Raw genomic sequence first — 20,891 nt, forward strand, 5'->3', positions numbered from 1 at the left:
GATTGGGTGCCGCGCGCGGCGGAGGTGACTAGAACGCGACCTCGTACATGTTCAGGATCGCATCCCGGCCGAGGTCGCGCGGATTGTTGTCAAGCAGGCGGCGAATGGCGTGCGCCTCGTCGGCCATGACGCCGAGATCGCCCTTGGGCACGCCGAGCGCGGACAGACGCATCTCGATGCCGAGGTCCTTGCAGTACTCGTAAGTGGCGTCGAATGCGAGCTTCGCATCGTTCCGTGCCGGCAGGCCGAGCGCCGCCAGCACCGCGACCGTCTTCGCCTCGACTGCCGGCATGTTGAAGGCCAGCGTATGCGGGAAGATCACGGCACAGGCGAGCCCATGCGCGACATGATGGCGCGTGCCCAGCGGATAAGCGACGGCATGCCCGGCGGTGGTGTTCACTGGTCCAAGGCAATAGCCGCCATAGAGCGAGGCCAGGGAGAGACCCGCGCGTGCCTCGCGATCTCCGCCGTCAGCGACCGCCCGCTTGAGATATTGCCCGACCAGCCGCGCGCCCTCGAGCGCATAAAGGTCGATCATCGGATGCGCCTTGCGGCTGGTGTAGGCCTCGACGCAATGCGCCAGCGCATCGACGCCGGTGGCCGCAGTGACCTCCTTCGGAACGGTCATTGTGAGATCAGGATCGACGATGGCGATATCAGCAAGCATGAAGCGGCTCTGCACCGCCTGCTTGTTCTGGCTGACGGGATCGGTGACGAGCGCGCGGGTGCCGGCCTCGCTGCCGGTGCCCGACGTGGTCGGGATCTGCATCAGCGGCACGCTGCGGCCGGCGACTTTTTCCGGCCCAACGATATCGGCAAAGGCCACGTCGCTGGTGCAGAGCACCGCGACCAGCTTGGCGAGATCCATCGCGCTGCCGCCGCCGAAGCCGACGACGAGATCAGGCGCGACCTCTTTCGCCATCGCCACCGCCTTCTCCAGATTAGGCAGGTCCGGTTCAGGCTTGACGTCGCCAAACACTTTCACTGCACCCGGCAGCGCCAGCGCATCGACGCGGCGCGCATTGAACGGATCGGAAATCACCAGCGGCCGCCTGGCGCCGATCCGCTCGGCGAAGCGCGCAGCAGCCGTGATGGTGCCGTTGCCGAATTCCAGGATGGTGGGACGTTGGATTTCGATGGGCGTGAAGGCGTTGGTCATCGTGCGCTAGATCTCATGACTTGGAGGCGGAGACGCCGGCGGAGAGCCGCTCGGCATAGTCGATGGCCTCGATCAGGCTGTGCTCGTTGGCAATGCCCTTGCCGGCAATGTCGAAGGCGGTGCCGTGATCGACGGAGGTGCGGATGATCGGCAGGCCCAGCGTGATGTTGACGCCGGAGAGCTCCTGCCAGCGCCCGGTCGCGGGATCGACCTGGAAGCCCAGCAGTTTGACCGGGATGTGCCCCTGGTCGTGATACATCGCGACCGCAGCATCGTACTGGCCGGCGCGCAGCTTGACGAAGATGGTGTCGCCGGGCACCGGGCCGACGACGTCGAGGCCATCGGCGACGGCCTTGGCAATCGTCGGTGCCGAAACGTCGATATCCTGCCGGCCGAACAGACCGCCCTCGCCGGCATGCGGATTGAGCGCGGCGATCGCAATCTTCGGCTTGTCGATACCGAGCCGCAGCAAGGCCTCGTTGGTGAGATCGATCACCATGCGCAGACGCTCCGGCGTCAGGCGCTTCGGCACGTCTTCCAGCGCCACGTGGGTCGAGACATGGCTGACGCGCATGTTGCCGTGGGCGAGCAGCATCACCGATCCGCGCACACCGGTGAGGTGCGCCAGCATCTCGGTATGTCCAGGGAAGTGATAGCCGGCCTTGTTGAGTGCTTCCTTGTTGAGCGGCGCGGTGACAATCGCGGAGGTCCGCCCGGCCTGCGTCAGGCGCACGCCCTGCTCGATCGCCTTGTAGGCAAAGCGGCCACCGTCGGCGCTCAAGACGCCGGGCTTGATCGGGGTACCCTCGACATCCGCCTGGAGGAAGCAGAGGTTCGGCCAGTCAGCATCGTCGGCACTCACCTCCGGAATCGCAACGGCAGCGCCGAGCGCGGCCTTGGCATCCTCGAGCGCGGCGCCGCTGCCGATGATCAGGATGCGCAGATCGCCTTTCGCGATCCGGTCCTTCAGCCCGACGCAGGCCTTGACGATGATCTCCGGGCCGATCCCGGCCGGATCGCCCATGGTGATGGCAAGATGACGAGAGGTCATGTCGGGCTCCCCGTATTGAGCAAATGATTGTCCCGGAGCAGATCGCGCCACAGCTCGCTGGTGCCGAACGCGCCGGATTTCGAGATGACATCCACGCCGGCCCAGCGGCCGCCTTGCAGAATCGAGCGCGGCAGCCCCGGCACGATACGCCCCGTCACCTGGAGCGCATGCGCGCCGAGCGCAACGCATACGGCCTTCAAGGTCTCACCGCCAGCAACGATCAAGGTTCCGGGCGGATTGAGCACTGCAATCAGCGCTGTCAGCTCGCGCGCGATGCGCTGGGCGGCCTCGGCGCGCGAAAGGCCATCCGCGAACGCGAATTTCACCAGCGCCACGCCGTCGTCAGCCAGCTTGCGTTGAACGCCTGCGCCCCCCTCACCTTCGGCCAACGCGATGGTGGCTTCGCCACATGCTGCGAGCTGGGAGGCAGTGGTGGCCTGGTCGGAACCGAACAGCCCCAGCACCGGCCGCTTCAGCCGGCTAGGCGCATCGGCGCGATGGCCGCGGGCGAGCGCACCGGCCAGCCCGCCGCTTCCGCACCACAGCACGGGCCCCGGCATCTGCCGCGCCATTTCGACGACGCGATCGAGATCGATGTCGCTCTCGGCATCGAACACCTGAACGCCACCTTGCGCGAGCGTGTCAGGGCCGCCCTGCCACGCCTCGATACCTTCCAGTTTCAATTGGTCCAGCAGGTTGTCGCCGACGCGATGCCAGTCCCCCTGTACAGTGCGCGCGAATTGCTGGCCCTCGACGGTACGGCGTCCCTGATAGTCGAAGGCCGGTGCGACCACGCATGACGCCCAAGGGCCGCCGCGCAGGCAGGCGCCGAGCTCGGCCGCCCAGGCACCGCGGAGCAGGCTGTCGACCTTCTTGTAGGCGATCGTCCCACCCTGAAGCTGCGGCGCCAGCCGTCCGACGATCTCGACGCTGTCGGCTTTCGACCGCTCGCGGGTGCCGCTGTCGATCGCGAGGCTTTGCGCGCCCGGAGCCGCGGGCGAATCCGCCCAGGTGACGTCGAACGGTCCGCACAGGCCGACGAACTCCGCCGCGGTGTCGAGCGCGCCGGTGAGATCGTCGGCAAGCAGGCGCACGAACGTCGTCGTCATGCTGCTCCCGCGCCAAAGATCTTGCCGGGGTTCATCAGGCCGTTCGGATCGAGCAAGCGCTTGATGCCGCGCATCAGCTCGATATCGAGCGGATCGGCGACACGGGCCAGCCGGACGCGATTGGTGATCCCGATGCCGTGCTCGGCACTGATCGCCCCGCCCTGCGCCGCAGTCTCGTCGTCGACGATCTCATTGATTTGCGCCACCAGGGCGGCCGTCGTCGCCGGCTCCTGACAATGCGCACGGTCGATCAGGGCGATCACGTGGATGTTGCCGTCGCCGATATGGCCATGCATCACCACGCGGGCATGCGGTACCGCGGCCACAATTCGCGCTTCGACATTGGTGACGAAGTCCGCCTGGTGCTCCAGCGGCACAACGCTGTCGTGCGAGACGACATAGCCGCTGCGCTTGTTGCCTTCGGACACGCTGTGCCTGACGGCCCAGATTGCCTTCGTCTGCGCGAGGTTGGAGGCCAGGATGACGTCTTCGGCGATGCCGGCCTCCATCGCATCCGCCAGCGCCGTGGCGAGCGGCTCGTCGAGATCGACGCCCGCGAGCGTGTCGGTCAGCTCAACGATCAGGTACCACGGCGTCGTCAGCTCGAACGGGATGGTGACATGCGGCACGGTCTCCGCGATCGCCTCGATCTGCGAGCGCGACATGATTTCGAGGCTGCCGAGCCGGTCGCCGACCACGCCGCGCAGGCGCGCCATGATCTCGAGTGCCTGCGCGACACCCTGCAATTTCACCAGCGCCAGCGCCGAGCTGCGCGGCGGCGAGAACAGTTTCAGCACCGCCGCGGTGACGATGCCGAGCGTGCCTTCCGCCCCGATGAAGAGCTGCTTGAGCGCGTAACCCGTGTTGTCCTTGCGCAGCGCGCGCAGGCCGTTGAAGATACGCCCGTCGGGCAGCACGGCTTCGAGCCCGAGCACGAGATCGCGCGTCGGGCCGTAGCGCAGCACGGCCGTGCCGCCGGCATTGGTCGAGATGTTGCCGCCGATCTGGCAGGAACCCTCGGCACCCAGGCTCAAGGGAAAGTAGCGATCGACGCTACGCGCCGCATTCTGGACCTCGGCGAGAATGCAGCCGGCCTCCACCGTGATCGTGTTGGCGAGCGGACTGACGTCGCGCACGGCTCGCATGCGGTCGAGCCGGACCACGACATTGCCCGCGTGATCGTCCGGCGTCGCCGCTCCGCACATGCCGGTGTTGCCGCCTTGCGGCACGATCGCAAGGCGCTTGTCGGCGCAGTATCTGACGATTGAGGCGACCTCGGCAGTCGAGCCGGGCTTCACCACCGCGACCGCGCGGCCGCGATAGCGCCCGCGCCAGTCCACCACATAAGGCTCATGGTCGGCTCCGGACGCAATGACGTGCTTGTCGCCGACGATCGCGGCGAGCCCGGCCAATGCATCCTGGAATGAGTCGGACATCAGATCGCCTCGTCGTGCGTACCGGGCCTAGGCTGAGGCTGCGAATGCCGCAGCATTCGCAAGCAGCTCTTTCAGCTGGTCCGGCGGCAAGGACTCCAGTGGCGGCCGCAGGCGCTGCCAACCGGCATGCTTGGTGCGATCAGCCGCAAGCGCCTTCAGCGAGGCCATCTGCGGAAATTGCGAGACCAGCTCGCGCGCCTTCACGATGCGCGCCTGCGCCGCCTTGAGCGCCGGATCGTCGTCGCTGTCGCCAAAGTGCTTGAAGACATAGGCAAGACTGCGCGCGACGACATTGGAGGTCGCGGTGATGCAGCCCGCGCCGCCCTTGCGCAGCAGCGGCAGCATCAATGGATCGGCGCCGCCGAGGACAGCGAAGCCCGGGAAGCGCTCGACCATCGCCGTCATGTTGGCGAAGTCGCCGGACGAATCCTTGATGCCCGTGAACGTGGCCGGATAGGCCTTGCGCAGCCGCTCGATCAGCGCATGCGAGATCGGCTGCGCCGACATCTGCGGGTAGTGATAGAGGACGACTTTCAGACGCGCATCACCGATACGCTGAACCACCTCGCTGTAGGAGGCGAAGATGCCGTCATCGGTGACGTTCTTGTAGTAGAACGGCGGCAGCATCACCACGGTGTCGACGCCGACCGAGAGTGCGTGGCGCGTCAGCGCGATGGTGTCGCTGAGCGCGGCAACGCCGGTGCCGGGCAAAAGCCGCCGCGGCGCGATGCCGGCAGCCACCACCGCCTCGAGCAGCGCGGTGCGTTCGGCCACCGAAAAGGAGTTCGCCTCACCCGTCGTGCCCAGCATCGCGATGCCGTCGCAGCCTTCGTCGAGCAGATAGCGACAATGGTCCACAAAGCGCGCATGATCGGGAGCAAGCTCGGCGTCGAGCGGCGTCAACGCGGCGGAGAACACGCCATGAGGGTGCAGCGATGATGTCGACAAAACTTCCTCCGATCGTCAGAACGATGTTGTTCGGAATGCGAACATTTGTTATTTGCTGGTGCACTCGTAAAATCAGCTCGGCCCGACGTCAAGGGCATGGCTGTCATGGCGGGGCATTCGAGCATGACCAAGGCTGCAGGGAAGGCCGCGAAGCGCGTATCGGAAACTAGCGCCAAAAATCCCAAGAATTATGTGGCCTCCGTCGGCAAGGCCTTTGCCGTGCTCAAGAGTTTCACCAGCGAAACCTTCGAGCTGACCCTGAGTGAGATTGCCGCACGGGCTGATCTCGATCGCGGGACGGCGTTCCGCCTGATCCAGACCCTGACCGAACTCGGCTATCTCCAGGCCGTTCCGCAAAGTCGCCGGTTCCGTCTCGGCATCGCCTGTCTCGACCTCGGCTACACCGTGCTGTCGCACGGCTCGTTGCGGCCGATCGTCGAGCCGCTGCTGCGCGACCTCGTCCCTGATGTCGGCGATGCGGCATCGCTCGGCATTCTCGATGGCGGCGACGTGGTCTATCTCGCGCGCGTCGGTGCCGGCCTCGACCGTCACAAGATGGACCGCCGGCCGGGCACGCGCATTCCCGCCTACAGCGCCGCGCTCGGCCATGTCATGCTGGCGCATCTGCCACGCGACCAGCAGATCGAGCGGCTCGAGTTGCGTCCTCGCGTCAAACTGTCGGAGCGAACGCTGACCGATCTCGATGCACTGCTCGCCCGGCTCGATCAGGTGAAGAAAAAAGGCCATGCCGTCTCCGACGGCGAGAATGCCTATGGCCTGCGCACGCTGGCAACGCCGATCTTCGACGCTCAGGGTTTTGTGATCGGCGGCCTGAGCGTCACGGTCGATGCGATGCGCATGGACATGGCGGCCTTCCGCGACCAGGCGCTGCCGCGGCTCATGCAGGCGGCGGCCCAAGTCCAGGATCTCGCGATCAAGTCGGGATTGACGAGCTAAGTGCGGTGATGGCGATTAGATCGCGATGTGATCGAAGTCGGCGGCGATCCGCGTATTCGGAAACACCCTTGTCGCCTCCGCCAAGATCTCTTCATCCTCGTATCGTCCCGACATGTGGACCAGCACGAGCTGCTTGACGTTGCTGGCGGCGGCAAACGAAGCGGCTTCGGTTGCCGTGAGATGGCCGTAGTCCCGCGCGGTCGCGGCGTCACGATCGAGGAACGTCGCCTCGATCACCAGCATGTCGGCGTCGACGACATGTCGGGATAGACCATCCGTGGTTTCGGTGTCGCCGACCACGACGAGCTTCCTGCCGCCGCCCGGCGAGCCCAGGACGTCCTCCGGATCAATCGTTCGGCCGGCGATCACGACCGGCCGTCCGGCGGCCAGCTCTCCGCGCATCGGCCCGTCCGGGACACTGAGCGACGCAAGCCGCTCGGGCAGAAGGTGGCGGCGCGCGGGGCTTTGGAAAGAGAAGCCAAAGCTGTCGGTGTCGCGGTGGCGAACCGGAAAGCAGTCGATGGTGAAGTCGCCGGCATCGATGACCTGCCCCTCGCTCAGCGGCGCGAACGCCACGGGGATCGGCGCCCTGCCCGCGCCCCACAAGCCCGCGAGCATGCGAACGACGATGTCGAGCGTGCCCGGGCCCGCATGAACAGTCATCACTTCGGAGGTCTGCCGCAGCCCCAGCGTCGAGAAGAGACCGGGGATGCCGAGTACGTGATCGAGATGCCCGTGCGTCAGCAGGATGCGGCCGAGCCGGCGAAAGCCGGCGCCGCTGCGCAGCAACTGGCGCTGCGTGCCCTCGCCGCAATCAACCAGGATACGCTTGCCCGCGGCCTCCACCAGGAGGGCCGGATGGTTGCGCTCCACTGAGGGAACGCTTGCCGAGGTGCCGAGAAATGTCAGGGCGAACATGGTCGTCAGCGTCCAGAGACCGACCTCTCCCCGACAGCACCGCAACGGTCCGCACGGTGGGTGGCCTCACCGTCCCCAATGCCATGCGAGCAGCAGCGCGTACAGGCCCATCGAGCCCGCATAGAGCGCGGCAAGCAGTGCATATCCCGCGATCTGGCGGCCGAGCGCTGCCTTCGGCTTGATCCACCAGTCGAGCGCCCTGAAGGCGGCCGGCACGAGAAACCAGCCGAGCAGCTGGGTACTCACGAGATTGCCGACGAACAGCGACAGCCAGACCGGCACGCCGTGGCTGTCGATCAGCGGCGCGCTGACGAAATAACCCCAGAGATAGACCACGGGATAGAGCACCAGCAGGACGATGAGGTTGCTCTTCCAGATCAGGCCGGGCCCTTGCTCCGGAGCCTGCGTCTTGCCGGCCGGGAACCAGAAATTGAAGCCGTAGCTTGCCCGCTTCACGTTCATGCCGGCGTTGAAGCGCGCGCCTTCCTCAAGCAGCGTCTGCCGCAAGGGCGAGTCCAGCCATGCATTGAGGTTGGCATCGCTGTCGAACGACAGGATGACGATCCACTCGTCGTGCAGGCCCGGGATAGGCCGCTCGATCTTGTGGCGCAGGAACCCCCTGAATTCGGCCTCCGCGGCCTGGATGCGCTGTTGCCATTTGAGGAACGCATCCTCGAGTCCATCCGGCACCTTGAAGGAGATGACGGCGGAGACCGCGCTGTCGCGCTGAACGCCGGTGTCGGGAAGGATATGAACGTCCTCCGACCCGACGAAGAAGCGCTGCACGTCCGCGATCAGCCGCGCCCGTACATCGCTCTGAAGCCAGGCGCGGGCAGCGGCCGGGTTCGCGAAACGCAGGATGGTCACCCAGTCCACATGCGCCGGCGGCTGCGGCGGCACGACCTCCTGGCTGAGGAAGCCGGGCCACGCCTTCAGCGCCTCGCCGACCTCGCCGTTCCACCGCGCGAACGCGGCAAAGCCGTCGTCGGCGATGCGGCGCTGGATGACGAGGGCGACCGCCTGGGCCGCTGGATCCGGAGATGCGCTCATCGCGACCGTCCGCTTCAGCTCTGCTTGTAGAGGCGCTTGCCCATCACCCAGGTCTCGTCGACGCACCGGTCGTCGCCGACCATCATGACGGCGAACAGCATGTTCGCGGCGTCGTCGACCGTGCGCGGACCAGCACCGTCGGCGATCAGCGACTGGTGCCAGGGTTGCGCCAGCTGGCCACCATTCGGATCGAGTGCGACGAAATCGGCTTCCTTGCCGGGGTCGAAATTGCCGAGCTTGTCGTCGATATAGAGGCCTTCGGCGCCGCCGAGCGTGACCGACCAGAAACCGCGATAGGGCGAGAGCTTGTTGCGCTCGGCTTCCGCAAGATCCTTGCGCGCCGGATCGATGCTGCCGTCGAGCATCGTGTTGTTGCACATGCCGACCTTGTAGGCGTCGTCGAGCACGGAGATCATCGAGAAGCGGTTGCCACCGCCGACGTCGGTGCCGAACGACATCTTGACCCGATGCTCGGGATCGGTGGCACGGCCGAGGCGGAACAGACCGCTGCCGAGGAACAGGTTCGAGCACGGGCAGAACACCACCGCGGCGCCCTTCTTGGACATGCGGCGGAACTCGTTGTTCGAGAGATAGACACCGTGGCCGCCGGAGAACTTTGGCCCGACCAGGTCGAACTTCTCGTAGACGCCGAGATAGTCCTCGCAGTCCGGATGCTCGTGCTTGAGGCGCTGACATGCCTTGAGCAGCTCCGGCGAAGCGCCGAAGGCGAAGCGCGGCGTGATGGCGTAGAGGTTGCGGCCCTTGTTGTGGTACTGCGCGATCAGCCGCTTGCTGTCGCGATAGAAGTTTTCGGGCGTGTCGATGAACTCGGCCGGCGCGTTGCGGTCGATCCCGGTGAGGCCCGCGATCACGCGCATGTTGCGGCGGGCCGCCTCCTCGAACAGCTCTTCGGTCGCGACCGGCGAGGAGCTGGTGAAGGCCTGGCAGGTGGTGGTGCCGGCGGCGAGCAGTGCGTCGAGAAAACGCTTCACGCCGTCGCGCGCGTAGTTGCGATCCTTGTACTTGATCTCCTCGGGGTAGATCGACTTCTGGAGCCACGGCAGCAGCTGTTCGCCATAGGCGCCGAGCACGCGGGTCTGCGGCAGATGGATGTGGCCGTCGATGAAGCCCGGGACGATGATGCGGTCCTTGATATGGGTGATCTCGACGCCCGGATGCGCGGCGGCAATCTTGTCATGGGGACCGAACGCCTTGATGACGCCATCCGTGACGACCATCAGACCGTCCTGATGGAAACGCGCGGCCGCCTGCTCGTTGCCGATGTGCTTCCAGGGATCGTCGACGAAGTCGAAGAACGTGCCGCGAATACCAACGGTGGTCATGAATGGGTTCCTTCCTTAGGTCTGTGTGGCGTGGCGCGCCGAAGGCAGCGAGATCGCAAGCAGCGTCCCTGCGACGGCGCAGAGGCCGAGATAGAGCCAGCCGATCGGCGCCTGGGTCGCTTCAGGCAACACCGCCGCGATCGCCATGGCGCCGCTCACCGCGAGATAGCAGAGCGCGCTGATGAGGCCGCCGATCAGGCCGTGGTCGCGCTCGAACAGGCCGAGCGCCATGCCGTACATCATCGGGCACAGCACGCCGCAACCGCCGAGCACCAGCGCACCGCCGATCGTGATCGACATGAAATCGAGACCAAGCGTCATGCCGGTCGCGGTCAAGACCACAGCGCCGGCGAGAAACAGCGCGAAGGCGCCAAAGCCCATCACGCGGGCCGGCATGAAGCGCGCGAAATGCGCGCAGCCGAGTTCGCCCGCGAGATTCACGCCGCCAAGGCCGAGCGCGACAAGGCCGTAGATGGCCGCGGAATAACCGAGGCCGGTCTGGTAGAAGAACGGCGCGACGACGCCGAACGCCAGTTGCGCGCTGGCCGCGGCGGCGAACACCAGCACGAAGGCCAGGAAGCCCGGACGGACGAGCGCCTCGCGGAGAATGCTCGCCGTGCGGCGCGGATCGAACGGCGCGCGTCGCTCGGCCGGCAGCGTCTCGGGCAGAAGCAGCACGACGATCGCAGCGACGATGGCCGCGGCGATGGCGATAATGACGAAGACCCCGCGCCAGGATGTCAGCTCGACGATGAAGCCGCCGGCGGCCGGCGCGAGCACGGGTGCAAGCCCCCAGGCGGCACCAAGCAGTCCAGAGATCGCCGTGAGCTCGCGGCCGCGAAAGCAGTCGGCCGCAACCGCATAGGCGACGACGAGGCAGGTGCAGCCGCCGACGCCCTGCAGGAAGCGCAGCGCGAGCAGCAGCGATGCGCTGGTGGCGAGCGCACAGGCGATGCTCATCGCGATGAGAACCGATAGCCCCGCGAGCAGAACGTTACGGCGGCCGAGCGTGTCGGAGGCGATTCCAACGGGCACCAGCGCCAGACTCATGCCGAGCATGTAGGCGGTGACGGTGTTCTGCATCGACGCGGAATCGGTTGCGAGGTCCACCACCATCTGCGGCAGGCCCGGCGTATAGGCATCGAGCGGAATCTGACTGAACGGCACCACGCATAGCAGGATCGGCACGATCCCGCCCTTCGCGCGACCAGCGTCCGAAGCAACTGCAGTCATGGCTCACGCCCCCTCGATGCCCGCGGGTCCTGTCTTTTCGTGCGTGCAATGAGAGGCGACGATGCAGGTTGCGGATATTGACGCGCGGAGCGTGCCAGAACTGTGTATAAAAACTCTTAGAGTCTGTCCGGAAAGATTACCTTGGATTGCATAGCTTTCGCAGCATGAGTCGGATGGAGGCCAGCTTGAGAAAGGCGAGCGCCCTGTGATTGAAGCATTCCCAATCTTTGGACAGTCTTCGGCATCGCCCGAGCCAGGCAAAGGTACGCTCGACGATCCAGCGTTTGGGCAAGACGACGAAACGGTGAGCCTGATCGGAGCGTTTGACGATTTCGAGGTTCACGCGCTTCAGAGCGCTACGCAGCCCCTTCTGGAAATGTGGCCCTTGATATCCGCCGTCGGCGTAGAGCTTCAGAAGAAAGGGATAGAGGCCGAACAACGTTGCCATCAGGAGCACGCCGCCGTCGCGATCCTGGATGTCCGCCGCATGCACGATGGCGTGCATCAAGAGGCCTTGCGTGTCGACGAGAATGTGCCGCTTCTTGCCCTTGATCTTCTTGCCCGCGTCGTAGCCATGGAGATCATGAGGCCCCCTTTTTCAGCGCTTTTCACGCTCTGGCTATCGATGATGGCGGCGGTGGGAGAAGCCTCGCGCTCGGCCCTTTCGCGACATTCGACATAGAGGGCGTGATGAATTTTATCGAGCGTGCCGTTCCAGCTCCACAGATCGAAGTAGCCATACAGCGTCGAGCGCGGCGGCAGGTCCTTGGGGATCGCGCGCCACTGGCAACCTGTGCTCAGGATGTACATCAGCCCGTTGGCAATCTCGCGCAGGTCCACCGTACGCTTGTTGCCGCCGCGCTTGGCCGGCGGGATGCGAGGCGCGATCAGCGCCCACTCCTCGTCGGTCAAGTCGCTCGGATAGCGCAGGCGGCTGCGGTCGTAGCGTGCACGGTTCTCGGTAGTCCACATTGGCGGCGCGTCCCCATCGAATCAGGCCGCTCACCTTGAATCACAACCGATTCATTCGACTCAACATGTTTTGGAACAGACACTTAGATTAGGAGGCCCGCTTCAATGCGGGCGGCTGATGCTCTGGTCCTCGCGGCCTGGGGATGCTCCAACAAAAAATGCGAAAACAACCCCATGCACAGTACAAATCATTGAAGAATTTCGCTCCGGCATGGCGCTAGCGTGGCCCCCGAGGACGTTTGACACGTCGGGCAAAACAGGCGCAGGACTGCATCATCCCCGCTTGTGAATTCCCGCCGCACAGAAGCCATTAACCGTTCGGAAGGCATCGCCGTTTCGAGCGCAGGATCGGCATCGACCAGGCGCAGATCAAAGCAGGAAGCCGTTGAGAGCTACCAGAAACTGCCGCGGCGACTGAAGCTGCGGCACGTGCGCGCAGCCTGGAATGACCTTGAGTTCGGCGCGCGGCAAACCGGCGGCCAGCTCGCGCGACATTGGCGGAGGGGTCGCTTCGTCGTGCTCACCAACCAGAACGAGGGCAGGAACTTTCACCGCGGCAAGTTCGGCGCGGAGATCGAGGCTTGCCAACGCGTCGCATGCGCTGCGAAACACATCGGGATCCGTCTGCAGAAAAGCTTCACGACGATCCCGCATCAGTTCGGGATGCCGCTCCTGAAACTCCGGCGCAAACAAGCGTCGCATCGCAACGTCAGTGATCGCCTCGAGTCCCTTCTCCCGCGAGACCCTCGCCATGTTGCGAAACGCCTCGCGGCCGGGCTCCGAAAACGCCGCGCCGCAATCGGCGAGAACGAGCTTGCTGGCGATCTCCGGGTGCCGGATCGCCATCTGCAAGGCGACGAAGCCGCCATAGCCATTGCCGAGCACGATCGCCGGCGCACCGCCCGCAGCCTCCTTCACGGCCTCCGCCATCCTGTCCGCGACAACGACGAGCCCGCCTTCGACCGCGCGTGAACGGCCGAACCCCGGCAACTCCGGCACGATGGTGCGAAACGATCCCTCAAGCTCGGGCACGATCGCATCGAAGCTCGCACGGTCCGACAACAGCGAGTGGAAGAGAAACAGCGGCGGCCCCTCGCCCGATTGCGCGGCGTTGACGGTCCCGTTGGCAAGAAGCCTGTCCATGTCCGGTCTTTCCTTAACTTCGTCGGCGGGATCACACCCGTTTGCGTGCCGTGGAGGCCCCCGATTGATAAATCAACTGTCAGGGAATTCAAGCATTTGGCGCTTGACGTGAAATATCAGGATTGCCAAATTGGAGCCAATGAGGTCCCTAGAATCATGCTTTTGCGCGAAAACATCTACGATCTTCTCCGATCTGATATTTTAGCCTGCCGTTTTGCTCCGGGCGATGAAATGCGGGAGCAGGATCTGGCCGAACGCTATTCGGTGAGCCGCCAACCGGTTCGGGATGCGCTTTTGAGGCTGCAGCGCGAGCATTTGGTGACGGTGCAGCCGCGCCAGGGCTACCGGGTCACGCCGATCTCGCTGTCGGACGCCCGCGACCTCCTCCGCTTCCGTCTTACTCTGGAGCCGGCCTGCGTCGCCGAGGCGATCGAGAGCGCTCCGGACAGCGTTCTGAAATCGCTCGATGAATTTCGCCGCTTCTCCGGCAACCACGAAGACTTCATCGCCTACAACCGCGGCTTCCACTCCGCGCTGGCTCATGCGTCCGGCAATCGCCGCATGGCGACGGCGCTGTGCGACCTGATCGGCCAGGCCGACCGGCTGGTCCGCGTCAGCGTGTCCAATCTGAAGGGTCACGATCCGGCAAAGCTCGTCGCCGAGCACGTCGCCCTGATCGACGCCATGCAGAGCCGCGAAACGCGAACCGCGGCGCGCATCATCAAGGCCCATATCGGGGCCACCGAAAAACGCGTTCTGCCGGCGCTCAAGCGCAACGCCGTCATCGTCGAGGAGAGATCATCATGAACATTCCGTCAAAACCCGCGTCGATCGACGTCGAAACCCACGGCAATTTCATCGACGGACGTGAAGTCGAAGCCGGCAACGGCGTGATGCTCGACGTCCGCAATCCCGCGACCGGCGACGTCATCGCCCGCATCCCCAATTCGACCGCCGAGGACATCGACCGCGCGATGAAGAGCGCGCGCGCGGCGTTCGAAGGCAAAGCCTGGGGCGGCATGGACACACGCGCGCGTGCCAGACTGGTCAACAAGCTCGCCGATGCTTTCGAGGCCAATCTCGACAGCCTGTACCGGCTGGAAACCCTCAACAACGGCCGGCCGGTCAACGAGACCCGCGCCCAGCTCTCCCGCCTGCCCGACTTCTTCCGCTACTTTGCCGGCGTTGCGCTGGCGCGCCGCGACTCCGTCATCCCGGTCGAAGGCGCCTATCTGAACTACACGCTCCGCACCCCGATCGGCATCGTCGCCAATTGCACGCCGTTCAATCATCCACTGATGATCCTGTGCAAGTCGCTGGCCGTGGTGCTGGCGACCGGATGCGTCACCGTGGTCAAGCCGTCCGAATACACGCCGCTGACGACGTTGAAGCTCGCGCAGATCTTCACCGAAGCCGGCCTTCCGCCCGGCGTCTTCAACATCGTTCTCGGCCTCGGCCAGAACGCCGGCAAGATGCTGGCCGAGCATGGCGACATCAACAAGCTGGTCCTGACCGGCGGCACCGAGGCAGGCCGCATCGCCGGCAGCGCGGCCGCAAAAGTGTTCGCGCATCAAACCATGGAGCTCGGCGGCAAGACGCCGGTGATGGTGTTCGACGATTTCGACGTCGACCGCGCCGTCAACTACGCCGCATTCGGCGCTTTCATCGGCGCCGGCCAAACCTGCGTCTGCGCCTCGCGCCACATCGTCCAGGCTTCGATCTATGACGAATTCGTCGAGAAGCTGCAGGCCAAGACCCGCACGATCCGCGTCGGCGATCCCTTCGATGCGAACACCCAAATGGGCCCCGTGATCTCCGCCCGGCAGCGCGACCGCGTTCTCACCTACGTAGGCTACGGCCACGAGGATGGCGCGCGTCTCGTCACCGGCGGTGTTGCCGCGAAGGTGCCGGGTCACGACAACGGCTATTTCGTCGAGCCGACGGTGTTCGCCGACGTCACATCCGACATGCGCATCTTCCAGGAGGAAGTGTTTGGTCCCTTCACCTCGGTGACGCCGTTCAAGGACGAGGCCGATGCGCTTCGGCTTGCCAACAACTCGCCGTTCGGCCTCGCCGCAGCCATCCGCACCCGCGACGTCGCGCGCGCGCATCGTGTCGCCGCCTCCGTCAAGGCCGGCATCGTCTGGATCAATGATCACCACCGTCTCGACCCGGCCTCGCCCTGGGGTGGCGTCGACGATTCCGGCATCGGCCGCGAATGCGGCACCGAGAGCTTCAACGACCACTTCAACACCAAGAGCGTGATGGTCGCGACCCACGAGCAGCCGTTCGACTGGTATCGCGACACGGCCAACCAACAGCGCCTGAACTAGCAAAAAACGACGAGCGGCCGACCGCCCATAGAAGGCGGGCCGCATCGACCAGAACAACAGTCAGGGGAGAGCGTATATGTCGACATTGGTGAACGCAGGCAGCCGTCTGGATCGGCTGCCGATCGGGCCATTCCACCGCCGCATCATGCTGCTGATCGGCATCGGAATGTTTTTCGACGGTTTCGACATCTATATCGCCGGGACCGTGCTCAGCGTCACGCTGAAGACAGGCTTTTCAACCCTCGCGCAGAATGCGGTTTTCATCTCCGCGACCTTCGTCGGCATGATGCTGGGATCATTCGGCACCGGCTTCCTCGGCGACCGCTACGGACGCCGCTTCACCTATCAATTCAATTTGCTCCTTTTCGGCGTTGCCTCCCTGGCCGCGGCGTTCTCACCGAACATGGCCTTCCTGATCGCCTGCCGTTTCGTGATGGGCGTTGGGCTCGGGGCGGAGAACGTCGTCGGCTATTCGACGATGACGGAATTCGTGCCCGCGCGCACCCGTGGCAAATGGCTCGGCTTCACGACCGTGTGCGTCGTCACCGGTCTGCCCGTGGCGCTATTGATCGCGTCCGTGGTGGTGCCGCAATTCGGCTGGCGCTCCATGTTCGTGCTCGGCGGCGTCGGCGCGCTCGTGGTGTGGTACATGCGCAAGTCGCTGCCGGAATCGCCGCGCTGGCTGGAAGCTGTGGGACGCACCGCCGAGGCGGAAGCGCTGATGCAAGCCATCGAGAAGGAAGCCGCGCAGGGTCAGCCTCTGCCTCCTCCCGCGGCCACGACACCGGTCCCGGCATCTGCGGATCTCGGCACGCTGTTCACCGCGCCCTTGCTGTCGCGGATGATCGTCGGCGCCGTCTGCCTGATCACCATCAACACCCTGCTCTATGGCTTCGTGACCTGGCTGCCCGTGTTCTTCGTCAAGCAGGGCCTCTCGATCGCGACCTCGTTCGGCTATTCGCTGCTGATGGCGCTCGGCGCGCCCGTCGGCTCGGCCATCGGCGCGCTGACCGCCGACCGCTGGGGCCGCAAGCCGACCATCATCGGCGCATCCCTGATCACGGTGGCGCTCGGAATCCTCTACCCGATGATCTCCGACCCGATCCTGCTGCCAGCTGTCGGCTTCGCGCTGACGGTACCGATCTACGTCCTGGTCGCCCTTCTGTTCGGCATCTATATCCCCGAGCTGTTTCCGACCGAGGTCCGCCTGCGCGCCTCCGGCATCGTCAACACGCTGGGGCGCGGCGCCACGATCGTCACACCGTTCCTCGTCGTGTCGCTGTTCGAGACGCGCGGCGTGGCCGGCGTGATGGCGCTGATGATCGGACTGCTGGTGGTGCAGATCATCACGGTCTGGGCGCTGGGCATCGAGCCGCGGCATCGCAGCCTCGAGGAGCTCAAGGCGGAGGAATCTGCCGCGCCGGTGCTGAAGGAGGCTTCCTGAGGCTCTCCACCGCGTCATGGCCGGGCTTGTCCCGGCCATCCACGCCTTGCGACGCCGCACTGAGAACGTGGATGCCCGGGACAAGCCCGGGCATGACGACCAGATGCGATAGCGTCGTCGCCCGGATGAAGCGATAGCGTAATCCGGGTCATGCATCCGCGTCGGGATATCTCCTGGATTGCGCTGCGCTCCATCCGGGCTACAAGGTCTCAGTCGGGATACAATGGAGCTCGTGATGACCGCAGATGCCGCTGAGCTGGACTACGGCTCGATCAGCACACTTCTGACCGCCCTGCACGCTCGCAAAGTGTCCGCGTCCGACTTGCTCGCGCATACGATCGCGCGCATCGAGGCGCTGGACGGGCGCATCAACGCGATCATCGTTCGCGATTTCGATCGTGCGAGAGAGGCCGCACGCGCCGCCGATGCCGCGCTTGGTCGCGGCGAGCGGCTGCCGCTGCTCGGCATCCCCGTGACCCTCAAGGAACCGTTCAACGTCGCCGGCCTGCCGACGACATGGGGCTTCCCGCATTTCAAGGACTTCCAACCGGCGGAAGACGCCCTTGTCGTCGCGCGGTTGAAGGCGGCAGGCGCCATCATCATCGGCAAGACCAATATCCCGATCGGCTTGCGGGACTTCCAAAGTTACAACGACATCCACGGGACGACGAACAACCCGTGGGACCTCGGCCGGTCACCCGGTGGCTCCTCGGGCGGATCGGGCGCGGCGCTGGCGGCTGGTTTCGGTCCGCTTTCGATCGGCTCGGACATCGGCGGCTCGATCCGGGTGCCCGCGCATTTCTGCGGTGTGTTCGGACACAAGCCGAGCCTCGGCCTGGTGCCGCTGCGCGGCTACAGCCTGCCGCCTGCACTACCCGTCCCCGGCCAGGGCGATCTGGCTGTCGTCGGGCCGATGGCGCGCACTGCCTCAGACCTCGCGCTGGCGCTCGACGTGATTGCCGGCCCCGACGAGACGCGCGACGGGATCGGCTATCGCCTTGCGCTACCTGCCCCGCGGCACAACGATCTCAAGGATTTCAGGATCCTCGTGATCGATACCCATCCGCTGATGCCGACGGGTGATGCCGTGCGTTCAGCCATCGGGCGATTGGCCGACCGGCTCGACAAATCTGGCGCGCGGGTCGCGCGCGCGAGCACCTCGCTGCCTGATCTCGCCGACTCCGCGCGGCTCTACATGAAGCTGTTGAACGCAGCGCGAAGTCCGCGCCTGACACCGGCCGCTCTCGCAGAGGCGCAAGGAGTTGCCGCGGCACTCTCGCCCGACGACCGCAGCCTGCAGGCCGAGCGCGCCCGCGGCTGGGGCATGATCCATCGCGAATGGCTGGCGACCGACGCGGCGCGCTTGCAGTTGCAGCAGCGGTGGCAGCAGTTCTTCCGCGAGTTCGACGCCGTGATCTACCCGGCCGCCGCCGTGCCGGCCTTTCCGCACGACCAGTCCGAACCGTTCGACGCGCGGCAACTGGACATCGACGGAAAGCTGCACCCTTACGCCGATGCGTGCTTCATCTGGGCGGACCCGGCCTCGACCTGCGGACTGCCGGCGACCGCCGTCCCGGTCGAACGAACGCCGTCGGGCCTTCCAGTCGGGGTTCAGATCATCGGGCCTTATCTCGAGGACCGCACGACGATTGCGCTGGCCGGGTTGATTGAACGCGAGTTCGGTGGCTTCGTCGCGCCGCCGGCGCTGCAATCGTCAAATTGACAACGGCGGGCGGCCGTCACGTTCTGTCGGCCGACTGCGCCTCGACCGCCTGCACGGCAACGCTCGCGACCTGACGCAGCGCCTCGCGGTCGGAGCCTGAGGACGCCATCACGCCCATGCCGACCGAGACGGCCGAGACGTAGCGCGCGAGCGCGGCGGGATCAGAGCTCGGCTTGAGATCGCCTTCGGCCTTGGCGCGAACAAAGCGCTCGCGGAGCTGGTCTTCGTTCTCGGCGCGGCGGGCGGCGAGCTCGAACGGGACGTTCTCGGAGCCGCTGCCGCAGGCGATGCCGCCCTGCACGAGCAGGCAGCCGGGCGGGTTGGCGGGATCGGTCTGCTTGTCGGCGATGCCCGTCAGCATCCGCTCGGCGACGTCGCGGGCGGTCGGTGCGGCGACCACCTCGTTCATCCAGACGCCACGCAATTTGGTGTAACGGTCGAGCGCGGCCTTGAGCAGGCCTTCCTTGTTGCCGAAGCAGGCGTAAAGGCTCGGCGGATTGATGCCCATGGCCTCGGTGAGCTGGGCAATGGTGGCGCCCTCATAGCCATGGCGCCAAAACACTTCCATCGCCTGGTCCAACGCCGTTTCGGCGTCGAATTCGCGGGGGCGTCCCATGCCCATGTGCCTGTCTCCTCGGAATTCACGTTCTGCCTGAAGCTTAACGCCGAATCCTATCTATTTGTTCTAGCTTTATTTTCTCTGCCGTCTTCCAATTCTTGCGGTATGCCGCTACAATTTTCTTAGTGAATGGTACATAAGTATCTTGCACTGCGACATCCAGCTCCACATCTGTAGTGAACACTACATATCTGGAGCGCGCAAATGCATCCCTCGCAAAACTCCCCCCGCACCGGCCGTTTCCGCCGCCTCCTCGGCGGCGTTGCCATCGTGGGCGCCCTCGCCGTGGCCGGCTCGATCGCGACCGGCCATTACTTACGTGCCGCGCAGGCGACCGCAACGGCTGCGGCAGCTGAGCAGGCCGTCCCTGTCACGGTCGCGCTGATCGAACCGAAGCAGACCGTGCTGTGGGACGATTTCTCCGGCCGGCTCGAGGCCATCAACCGTGTCGAGCTTCGTCCCCGCGTCGCGGGTGCGATCCTTGCGACCAACTTCACCGAAGGCGCGCTGGTGAAGGCCGGCGACGTGCTGTTCAAGATCGATCCGGCGCCTTACGCAGCAGAGGTCGACAAGGCCAACGCCCAGCTCGAGGCTGCCAAGGCGCGCGTCGTGTTCACCCAGAGCGAGCTCGAGCGCGGCGCGCAGCTGGTCGGCAATGCCGTGGTCACTCGGCGTGACTACGACCAGCGCGACAATGCCAATCGCGAAGCCATCGCCAATGTGAAGGCGGCCGAAGCGACGCTCCAGACCGCAAAGCTCAATCTCGACTACACCGAGGTGCGCGCGCCCGTGGACGGCCGCGTCGGCAAGTTCGAGATCACGGTCGGCAATCTCGTCGCCGCCGGCACCGCCTCCCCCGTCCTGACCTCGCTGGTGTCGGTCAATCCGATCTACGCCTCGTTCGATGCGGATGAAGAGGTCGTGCTGCGCGCGCTGAACTCGATCGCGGATGCCTCCGGCAAGCGCGGCAATCTCGACCAGATCCCGGTGGAAATGACGACATCCGGCGGCCTCTCGGCGAGAGGTCATATCCAGCTGATCGACAACCAGGTCAACGGCCAGAGCGGCACCATCCGGGTCCGCGCGGTGTTTCGGAACGAGGACGGCCGTCTCATCCCCGGCCAGTTCGCCCGCGTACGCATGGGCCAACCGAAGCAGCAGACGCTGGTGATGATCGACGAGCGCGCGATCGGCACCGACCAGGACAAGAAGTTCGTGATGGGGGTCGGCGACGACAGCCGCGCGGTCTACCGGCCGATCACGCTCGGCGGCTCGGTCGACGGCCTTCGCATCGTGACGGCGGGACTGAAGCCCGGTGATCGCATCATCGTCAATGGCCTGCAACGCGTGCGTCCCGGTGCGCTCCTCAAGACGGAGGTCGCGGCGATGGGTGCGCGCGGGCCGCAGCAGGCCTCCAACCACAGCAACCAGGACGTGGTGCAACGCTAGTTAC

General features: G+C 65.4%; 17 protein-coding genes and 1 pseudogene. 6 read left to right on the forward strand and 12 right to left on the reverse strand.

Features of this window, described 5'->3' with window-relative positions; all coding sequences use genetic code 11:
* Nucleotides 1–28 precede the first annotated feature (28 nt).
* From HAP41_RS29020 to HAP41_RS29040, 5 genes are read right to left on the reverse strand one after another with little or no spacing between them, the layout of a single operon-like run.
* On the reverse strand, nucleotides 29–1,159 hold the full coding sequence (locus tag HAP41_RS29020; protein WP_135214371.1) for an iron-containing alcohol dehydrogenase: 1,131 nt from the start codon (nucleotides 1,157–1,159) through the stop codon (nucleotides 29–31).
* Nucleotides 1,160–1,172: 13 nt separating this feature from the next.
* Nucleotides 1,173–2,210, reverse strand: a complete 1,038-nt coding sequence (pdxA, locus tag HAP41_RS29025) for a 4-hydroxythreonine-4-phosphate dehydrogenase PdxA (protein ID WP_071914985.1) — start codon at nucleotides 2,208–2,210, stop codon at nucleotides 1,173–1,175.
* Complete coding sequence (locus HAP41_RS29030; RefSeq protein ID WP_166094962.1) at nucleotides 2,207–3,319, reverse strand: four-carbon acid sugar kinase family protein; 1,113 nt, start codon at nucleotides 3,317–3,319, stop codon at nucleotides 2,207–2,209. Before HAP41_RS29030 ends, pdxA begins: the two co-directional genes overlap by 4 nt.
* On the reverse strand, nucleotides 3,316–4,755 hold the full coding sequence (locus tag HAP41_RS29035; protein WP_166094957.1) for an FAD-binding oxidoreductase: 1,440 nt from the start codon (nucleotides 4,753–4,755) through the stop codon (nucleotides 3,316–3,318). Before HAP41_RS29035 ends, HAP41_RS29030 begins: the two co-directional genes overlap by 4 nt.
* Before the next feature lie 27 nt (nucleotides 4,756–4,782).
* The gene (locus tag HAP41_RS29040; RefSeq protein WP_166094947.1) at nucleotides 4,783–5,703 is read right to left on the reverse strand and encodes a dihydrodipicolinate synthase family protein; all 921 of its coding nucleotides are present in this window, start codon (nucleotides 5,701–5,703) and stop codon (nucleotides 4,783–4,785) included.
* A 123-nt stretch (nucleotides 5,704–5,826) separates the two neighbouring features.
* Here HAP41_RS29040 and HAP41_RS29045 point away from each other — a divergent pair, with 123 nt between their 5' ends.
* Nucleotides 5,827–6,660, forward strand: a complete 834-nt coding sequence (locus HAP41_RS29045) for an IclR family transcriptional regulator (RefSeq protein WP_224580711.1) — start codon at nucleotides 5,827–5,829, stop codon at nucleotides 6,658–6,660.
* Nucleotides 6,661–6,675: 15 nt separating this feature from the next.
* On the opposite strand, the gene rnz is transcribed toward HAP41_RS29045, so the two are convergent.
* The 6 genes and pseudogenes from rnz to HAP41_RS29075 all read right to left on the reverse strand — a co-directional run bounded on the left by rnz (nucleotide 6,676) and on the right by HAP41_RS29075 (nucleotide 13,319).
* Complete coding sequence (rnz, locus tag HAP41_RS29050; protein WP_166094922.1) at nucleotides 6,676–7,578, reverse strand: ribonuclease Z; 903 nt, start codon at nucleotides 7,576–7,578, stop codon at nucleotides 6,676–6,678.
* 66 nt (nucleotides 7,579–7,644) lie between these two features.
* Complete coding sequence (locus HAP41_RS29055; RefSeq protein ID WP_166094919.1) at nucleotides 7,645–8,628, reverse strand: antibiotic biosynthesis monooxygenase; 984 nt, start codon at nucleotides 8,626–8,628, stop codon at nucleotides 7,645–7,647.
* A 14-nt stretch (nucleotides 8,629–8,642) separates the two neighbouring features.
* Complete coding sequence (locus tag HAP41_RS29060) at nucleotides 8,643–9,971, reverse strand: guanine deaminase (protein ID WP_166094914.1); 1,329 nt, start codon at nucleotides 9,969–9,971, stop codon at nucleotides 8,643–8,645.
* Between the two features lie 15 nt (nucleotides 9,972–9,986).
* Nucleotides 9,987–11,204 carry a multidrug effflux MFS transporter gene (locus HAP41_RS29065; protein WP_166094911.1) on the reverse strand — a complete coding sequence of 406 codons (1,218 nt, stop codon included), beginning with the start codon at nucleotides 11,202–11,204 and terminating at the stop codon, nucleotides 9,987–9,989.
* A 136-nt stretch (nucleotides 11,205–11,340) separates the two neighbouring features.
* Nucleotides 11,341–12,176, reverse strand: a pseudogene (locus tag HAP41_RS29070) (IS5 family transposase).
* 369 nt (nucleotides 12,177–12,545) lie between these two features.
* Nucleotides 12,546–13,319: an alpha/beta fold hydrolase gene (locus HAP41_RS29075; protein ID WP_166094898.1), complete on the reverse strand. Its 774-nt coding sequence runs from the start codon at nucleotides 13,317–13,319 to the stop codon at nucleotides 12,546–12,548.
* Nucleotides 13,320–13,475: 156 nt separating this feature from the next.
* Here HAP41_RS29075 and HAP41_RS29080 point away from each other — a divergent pair, with 156 nt between their 5' ends.
* The 4 genes from HAP41_RS29080 to HAP41_RS29095 all read left to right on the forward strand — a co-directional run bounded on the left by HAP41_RS29080 (nucleotide 13,476) and on the right by HAP41_RS29095 (nucleotide 18,819).
* Nucleotides 13,476–14,126 (forward strand): GntR family transcriptional regulator, encoded by a 651-nt coding sequence (locus tag HAP41_RS29080; RefSeq protein WP_166105730.1) that lies wholly within the window; start codon nucleotides 13,476–13,478, stop codon nucleotides 14,124–14,126.
* Complete coding sequence (locus HAP41_RS29085; protein WP_166094885.1) at nucleotides 14,123–15,652, forward strand: aldehyde dehydrogenase; 1,530 nt, start codon at nucleotides 14,123–14,125, stop codon at nucleotides 15,650–15,652. Before HAP41_RS29080 ends, HAP41_RS29085 begins: the two co-directional genes overlap by 4 nt.
* Before the next feature lie 76 nt (nucleotides 15,653–15,728).
* The gene (locus HAP41_RS29090) at nucleotides 15,729–17,096 is read left to right on the forward strand and encodes an MFS transporter (protein WP_071915003.1); all 1,368 of its coding nucleotides are present in this window, start codon (nucleotides 15,729–15,731) and stop codon (nucleotides 17,094–17,096) included.
* Between the two features lie 235 nt (nucleotides 17,097–17,331).
* Nucleotides 17,332–18,819 carry an amidase gene (locus HAP41_RS29095; protein ID WP_224580710.1) on the forward strand — a complete coding sequence of 496 codons (1,488 nt, stop codon included), beginning with the start codon at nucleotides 17,332–17,334 and terminating at the stop codon, nucleotides 18,817–18,819.
* Nucleotides 18,820–18,835: 16 nt separating this feature from the next.
* On the opposite strand, the gene HAP41_RS29100 is transcribed toward HAP41_RS29095, so the two are convergent.
* Complete coding sequence (locus HAP41_RS29100) at nucleotides 18,836–19,441, reverse strand: TetR/AcrR family transcriptional regulator (protein ID WP_135214384.1); 606 nt, start codon at nucleotides 19,439–19,441, stop codon at nucleotides 18,836–18,838.
* Between the two features lie 201 nt (nucleotides 19,442–19,642).
* On the opposite strand from HAP41_RS29100, the gene HAP41_RS29105 reads away from it, so the two are divergent.
* Nucleotides 19,643–20,887 (forward strand): efflux RND transporter periplasmic adaptor subunit, encoded by a 1,245-nt coding sequence (locus tag HAP41_RS29105; RefSeq protein WP_071915009.1) that lies wholly within the window; start codon nucleotides 19,643–19,645, stop codon nucleotides 20,885–20,887.
* Nucleotides 20,888–20,891 lie beyond the last annotated feature (4 nt).

The sequence above is a fragment of the Bradyrhizobium barranii subsp. apii genome (assembly GCF_011516635.5).
Lineage (GTDB): Bacteria > Pseudomonadota > Alphaproteobacteria > Rhizobiales > Xanthobacteraceae > Bradyrhizobium > Bradyrhizobium barranii.